This window comes from Bradyrhizobium sp. (assembly GCF_049691595.1).
Classification (GTDB): Bacteria; Pseudomonadota; Alphaproteobacteria; order Rhizobiales; family Xanthobacteraceae; genus Bradyrhizobium.
Map to the genome: position 1 here is coordinate 1 of NZ_JBAVNZ010000400.1, position 5,825 is coordinate 5,825.

A 5,825-nucleotide genomic window follows, 5' to 3' on the forward strand; every position below is an offset into this window, starting at 1 on the left:
GTATCAATGTGGCCGACAAGGACAAAGTCGTTCGTGCGCCGGCAATGGTTCGGCGACGTCGATGGCGGCGAGCTGACCGGCGTCAGGGAATCGCATCGAACGACAAGGGCCTTTGCAGGCGGAAGCAGTGCCATGACCGACCGACGCCCTCTGTTGCGCGCGATCTTCGATGCGGCGGTCGCCGCCGCGCATCCCGACATCGTGCTGTCGGCACACTTGCGGCCGGTGCCGAACGGCCGGGTGATCTGTCTCGCCGCCGGCAAGGGCGCGGCCGCGATGGCGGCGGCCGCGGAACGGCATTATCTCGACGCGCTCGGACTTGCGCCGTCGCGGCTGTCGGGCATCGCCACCACCCGCCACGGCCATGGCGTGCCGACGCGGTGCATCAAGGTGGTCGAGGCCGGTCATCCGGTGCCCGACGAGGCCGGACTGAAGGCCACGGACGACACGCTGCGGCTCGCGCAAGCGGCGACCGCGGACGATCTGCTGCTGGTGCTGTTGTCCGGCGGCGGCTCGGCGAACTGGATTGCACCGGCCGACGGTATTTCCTTCGCGCAGAAGCAGCAGGTGACACGGGCGCTGCTGCGCTCGGGCGCGCCGATCGGCGAGATCAACACCGTCCGCAAGCATCTGTCGCGAATCAAGGGCGGGCGGCTGGCGCGCGCCGGCCACCGCGCCGAGATCGTGACGCTGGCAATATCGGACGTTCCCCACGACGATCCGTCCGCGATCGCGTCGGGCCCGACGGTGCCGGATCCGACCACGCTCGCCGACGCGCGCGCGCTGGTTTCGAAGCACAGCCTGGACGTCGACGACGCCATCCACCGCGCGCTGAACGATCCGCGGAACGAAAGCTGCAAGCCGGGCGATCCCGCCTTTGCCCGCGCGCAGTTCGAACTGATCGCCAGGCCAAGGGCCTCGCTCGACGCCGCGATCAAGGTCGCAAAGGACGCGGGCTATGCCATCATCGAGCTCGGCGCCGACCTCGAAGGCGAGGCCCGCGAGGTCGCAGCCGATCACGCACGGCTCGCGCGCAAGGCGCGCAGCGAGGGCGGGCGCGTCGCGATCCTGTCCGGCGGCGAGCTCACGGTGACCGTGCGCGGCAATGGCCGCGGCGGCCCCAACCAGGAATACGCGCTCGCGCTTGCCGCGCTGCTCCGGGATACGCCCGGCATCTCGGCGCTGGCCGGCGATACCGACGGCGCCGACGGCGGCGCCGGCAGCGCCAGCGATCCCGCCGGCGCCATGGTCGATCGAACCACCTTAGCGAAGATGAAATCGCTCGGCCTCGACCCACAGGCTTATCTGGACAACAACGACGCCACCGCCTTCTTCGCCGCAACCGGCGATTTGCTGCGCACGGGACCCACGCTGACCAACGTCAATGATATCAGGGTGATTTTGGTTGACGAGGCGTGAGGACACCCAAAATAGGCCGTCATTCCGGGATGGTCCAAAGGACCAGACCCGGAATCTCGAGATTCCGGGTTCGCGCTAGCGCGCGCCCCGGAATGACGGCGTGCCCTCAAAACTCCCGTGCGATCTTCGCCAGCATCTCGAGCAGCGCCACGCGATTGGCCGGCCCGAGCAGTTCGTTGAGCCGCGCCTCGTGCTTGGCGGCGACGAGCTTCTTGGCGCGCGCCAGCACCGCCCTGCCCTTGTCGGTCAGCACAAGAATGTGGGAGCGGCGGTCATTGGTCGAGCGCATCCGCGCGCAGAAATCGCGGCTCTCCAGCCCATCAAGCATCGCCACGAAATTGGGCCGGAGGATGCCGAGCGTGTTGGCGATCTCGGTCTGGTTGCGGCCGGGATTGTTGTCGAGCAGCAGCAACACCGAGAACTGCGCCGGCGTCAGTTGCAGCGGCGCGACACAGCGCAGGAAATCCTCGAACACTTTCAGTTGCGCGCGCTTCAGCGAATAGCCGAGCAATTCGGACAATTCGCCCAACCGCAGCGCGCTGTCTTCGCCCGCGCCGTCAGGCTCCCCGAGATTTTCCCTGGGCCGGGCAGGCTTGACGGCGTCGGCGGCGGTCTTGGAAACAGTCATCGCTCGAGGCTCGCAATCCCGATAGATAAGGTCCCGCCAGGGGGCAGGCCTTGAGATTATAATTGATAATTGTTATTCAATATATCAAATATTGGCGTGTTTCAATCGCCGATATCGCAAGGCCGGACGGCCCTATGAGGTCGTGACCGGCTCGACGCGTGAGGGGGGCGCCCGGTCTTGAACACCACGATCATGCTGTTCCTGTTGCAGGACGGCATCACCAACGGCGCGATCTATGCGTTGCTCGGGCTTGCGCTGGTGCTGGTGTTCGCCGTCACGCGCGTGATCCTGATCCCGCAGGGCGAATTCGTCACCTATGGCGCGCTGAGCTACGCCATGCTGGCAACCGGCCAGGTGCCGGGCACCGCCCGGCTCGCGGTGGCGATGGGACTGGTAGCGTTCGGCCTCGACCTGTTCCGGGCGCGAAAATCGCTGCATCGGCGGCTGGCGGCGCGCGCGGTCGCGCTCAACATCGTCTTCCCCGTCGCTGTTCTCGCCCTCACTTACGCGCTGGCCGGCCCCACAACCCCGATCGCGGTCAATATCGTGCTGTCGCTTTTGATCGTCGCGGCGATCGGCCTGTTCCTCTATCGTATCGCGTTTCAGCCGATCGCCCACACCTCGGTGCTGGTGCTGCTGATCGCCTCGGTCGGCTGCCACCTTGCGCTGCAGGGCCTCGGGCTGGTGTTTTTCGGCGCCGAAGGCCTGCGCGGACCTGCGCTCTCGAACGCGGCGTTCACCGTGGGCGCCCTTCGCTTCACCGGCCAGGGCATCGCCGTCTACGGCCTGACCGTCACCTTCATCATCGCCCTGTGGCTGTTGTTCGGCTTCACGCTGACCGGCAAGGCGCTGCGCGCCACCGCCGTCAATCGCCTCGGCGCGCGCCTGGTCGGCATCCGCACCACGCTGTCCGGACAGATCGCGTTCCTGCTCGCCTCCGTGATCGGGGCGATCTCGGGAATCCTGATCGTGCCGATCACGACGCTTTATTACGACACCGGCTTCCTGATCGGGCTGAAGGGCTTCATCGCCGCGATCATCGGCGGGCTGGTGAGCTATCCCCTGACCGCGATCGCGGCGCTTGTGGTCGGCACGGTGGAGGCCTTCTCCTCGTTCTATGCCAGCAATTTCAAGGAGGTCATCGTCTTCACGCTGATCCTCCCGGTGCTGGTGCTGCGCTCGCTTGCAGCACCCGCGGTCGAGGAAGAGAGGGATTGATCGCGATGAGGCAGCGGCTTCCTCTCATCATCTTCGCGGCCCTGATGGCGGCGATCCCGTTCATCCCGGGCGTGCCGCCGTTCTGGATCGTGCTGCTGGACAATATCGGCCTCGCGGCGCTGGTGGCGATGGGGCTCGTGCTGCTCACCGGCGTCGGCGGCCTCACCTCGTTCGGCCAGGCGGCGTTCTGCGGCTTCGGCGCCTACACCACCGCCGTGCTGACCACCGCCTATGGCCTGTCGCCATGGCTGACGCTGCCGATCTCGCTCCTGGTCAGCGGCATCGCCGCGGTCGCTCTCGGCATCGTCACGGTGCGGCTGTCCGGCCATTATCTGCCGCTCGGCACCATCGCCTGGGGCATCGGGTTGTTTTATCTGTTCAGCAAGCTCGAATTCCTCGGCCGCAACGACGGCATCTCCGGCATTCCGCCGCTGTCGATCGGTTCGCTGAAGATGATCGATCCCGGCACGATCTATTTCGCGATCTGGATCGCGGTCGTGATCTCCGCGGTGCTGACCATGAACCTGCTGGACTCCCGCACCGGCCGCGCGATCCGCGCGCTGCGGCGCGGGCATATCGCCGCCGAAGCCTTCGGCGTGCAGACCCCGCGCGCCAAACTCCTGGTGTTCATCCATGCGGCGGTGCTGGCCGGCCTGTCCGGCTGGCTCTATGCGCATTTCCAGCGCGCCGCCAACCCGACGCCATTCGGCGCGCAGGCCGGCATCGAATATCTCTTCATCGCCGTCGTCGGCGGCGCCGGCTATGTCTGGGGCGCGGTGCTGGGCGCCGGCATCGTGGTGATCCTCAAGGAAGTGCTGCAGAGCTATCTGCCCTATGTCTTCGGCGGCCAGAGCCAGTTAGAGACCATCGTGTTCGGCATCCTGCTGGTGGCGTTGCTGCAACTGGCCCCGACCGGTGTCTGGCCCTGGCTGATGGCGCGATTGCCGTTCAAGCCGGGCCGCAGCAAGCCCGACCTATCCCTGGCCTTGCCGGCGCGCCTGCGATCTCCGGCGATGCCGTCGGTGCTCCTGCATCTCGATAAAGCGCGCAAGCAATTCGGCGGCGTCATTGCCGTCAACGATGTCTCTTTCGAAGTCCATGCCCGCGAAATCGTCGCCCTGATCGGTCCGAACGGTGCCGGCAAGAGCACGACCTTCAACCTGATTACGGGCGTGCTGACCGCGACCGGCGGCAGGATTTCCGCGCTCGGCACGAACGTCGACAATGCACCGCCGCGGCAAATCGCAAGGCTCGGCATCGCCCGCACCTTTCAGCACGTCAAGCTGGTGCCCGACATGACGGTGCTGGAGAATGTCGCGATCGGCGCGCATCTGCGCGGACATGCCGGCGCGATCTCCAGCATGTTGCGGCTCGACCGCGCCGATGAGGCGAAACTGCTGGCGGAGGCCGCGCGCCAGATCGCGCGCGTCGGCCTCGCCGACCAGATCGACCAGCTCGCGGGAAGCCTGTCGCTCGGCCAGCAGCGCGTGGTCGAGATCGCGCGTGCGCTGTGCGTCGATCCGATGCTGCTGCTGCTCGACGAGCCCGCCGCCGGACTGCGGCAGCTGGAGAAGGCGCGGCTCGCGGCGCTGTTGCGCCAGTTGCGCGACGGCGGCATGTCGGTGCTGCTGGTCGAGCACGACATGGGCTTTGTGATGAATCTGGCCGACCGGATCGTGGTGCTCGATTTCGGCACCAAGATCGCCGAAGGCAAGCCGGAGGCGATCAAGACCAATCCGGACGTGATCAAGGCCTATCTCGGGGCGGCCGCATGAGCGCGCTGCTCTCGATCTCGGATGCGCATGTCTCCTACGGCAAGGTCGAGGCCGTGCGTTCGGTGTCGCTCGACGTCGCCGACAACGAGATCGTCACCATCATCGGCGCCAACGGTGCCGGCAAGACCACCCTGCTCAACGCCATCATGGGAATCTTGCCGCTGAAGGGCCGCGCCGCCTTCGCGGGCGCGGACATGGCGCCGCTCGACATCGAGGACCGCGTCGCCGCGGGCCTGAGCCTCGTGCCGGAGCATCGCGAACTGTTCGCCAGCATGAATGTCGAGGACAATCTGCGGCTCGGCGCGTTCCGGGTTGCGAAGGCGACCGGGGCAAGATCGTTCGAGCGGGTCTACACGCTGTTTCCGCGGCTGAAGGAGCGGCGCAAGCAGCTGGCGGGTACGCTGTCCGGCGGCGAGCAGCAAATGCTGGCGATGGGCCGCGCGCTGATGGGCGCCCCAAAACTGTTGATGCTGGACGAGCCGAGCCTGGGCTTGGCCCCGATCATCGTCGCCGATATTTTTCGCACCATCGGCGAGCTGCGCGCCGCCGGCGTCTCGGTGCTGCTGGTCGAGCAGAACGCACAGGCCGCGCTGCGGATCGCCGACCGCGCCCATGTAATGGAGCTCGGCGAATTCATCCTGTCCGGACCGGCCAGGGACATCGCCGCCAACGCGCGCGTCGCCGCGAGCTATCTCGGCTTCCAGCACGAGGGCGAGAGCGGGATTTAGGCGAGGCACTCACCTTAGGATTGCGCTTCACTTCACCCTCCCCTGGAGGGGGAGGGT

At 66.7% G+C, this 5,825-nt stretch carries 5 protein-coding genes; 4 read left to right on the plus strand and 1 reads right to left on the minus strand.

Annotation, left to right across the window (positions count from 1 at the left end; translation table 11 throughout):
- The first annotated feature begins 132 nt into the window (after positions 1–132).
- Complete coding sequence (locus WCE35_RS17225; RefSeq protein ID WP_424594535.1) at positions 133–1,419, plus strand: glycerate kinase type-2 family protein; 1,287 nt, start codon at positions 133–135, stop codon at positions 1,417–1,419.
- Between the two features lie 106 nt (positions 1,420–1,525).
- On the opposite strand, the gene WCE35_RS17230 is transcribed toward WCE35_RS17225, so the two are convergent.
- Complete coding sequence (locus tag WCE35_RS17230; protein WP_424594536.1) at positions 1,526–2,047, minus strand: MarR family winged helix-turn-helix transcriptional regulator; 522 nt, start codon at positions 2,045–2,047, stop codon at positions 1,526–1,528.
- 177 nt (positions 2,048–2,224) lie between these two features.
- On the opposite strand from WCE35_RS17230, the gene WCE35_RS17235 reads away from it, so the two are divergent.
- Genes WCE35_RS17235 through WCE35_RS17245 form a run of 3 tightly spaced genes read left to right on the plus strand, consistent with a single transcriptional unit; the run spans position 2,225 to position 5,768 of the window.
- Positions 2,225–3,265: a branched-chain amino acid ABC transporter permease gene (locus WCE35_RS17235; RefSeq protein ID WP_424594537.1), complete on the plus strand. Its 1,041-nt coding sequence runs from the start codon at positions 2,225–2,227 to the stop codon at positions 3,263–3,265.
- Between the two features lie 5 nt (positions 3,266–3,270).
- Positions 3,271–5,040: an ABC transporter permease subunit gene (locus WCE35_RS17240; RefSeq protein ID WP_424594538.1), complete on the plus strand. Its 1,770-nt coding sequence runs from the start codon at positions 3,271–3,273 to the stop codon at positions 5,038–5,040.
- Positions 5,037–5,768 (plus strand): ABC transporter ATP-binding protein, encoded by a 732-nt coding sequence (locus WCE35_RS17245; RefSeq protein WP_424594539.1) that lies wholly within the window; start codon positions 5,037–5,039, stop codon positions 5,766–5,768. Before WCE35_RS17240 ends, WCE35_RS17245 begins: the two co-directional genes overlap by 4 nt.
- The last annotated feature ends 57 nt before the right edge of the window (positions 5,769–5,825 follow it).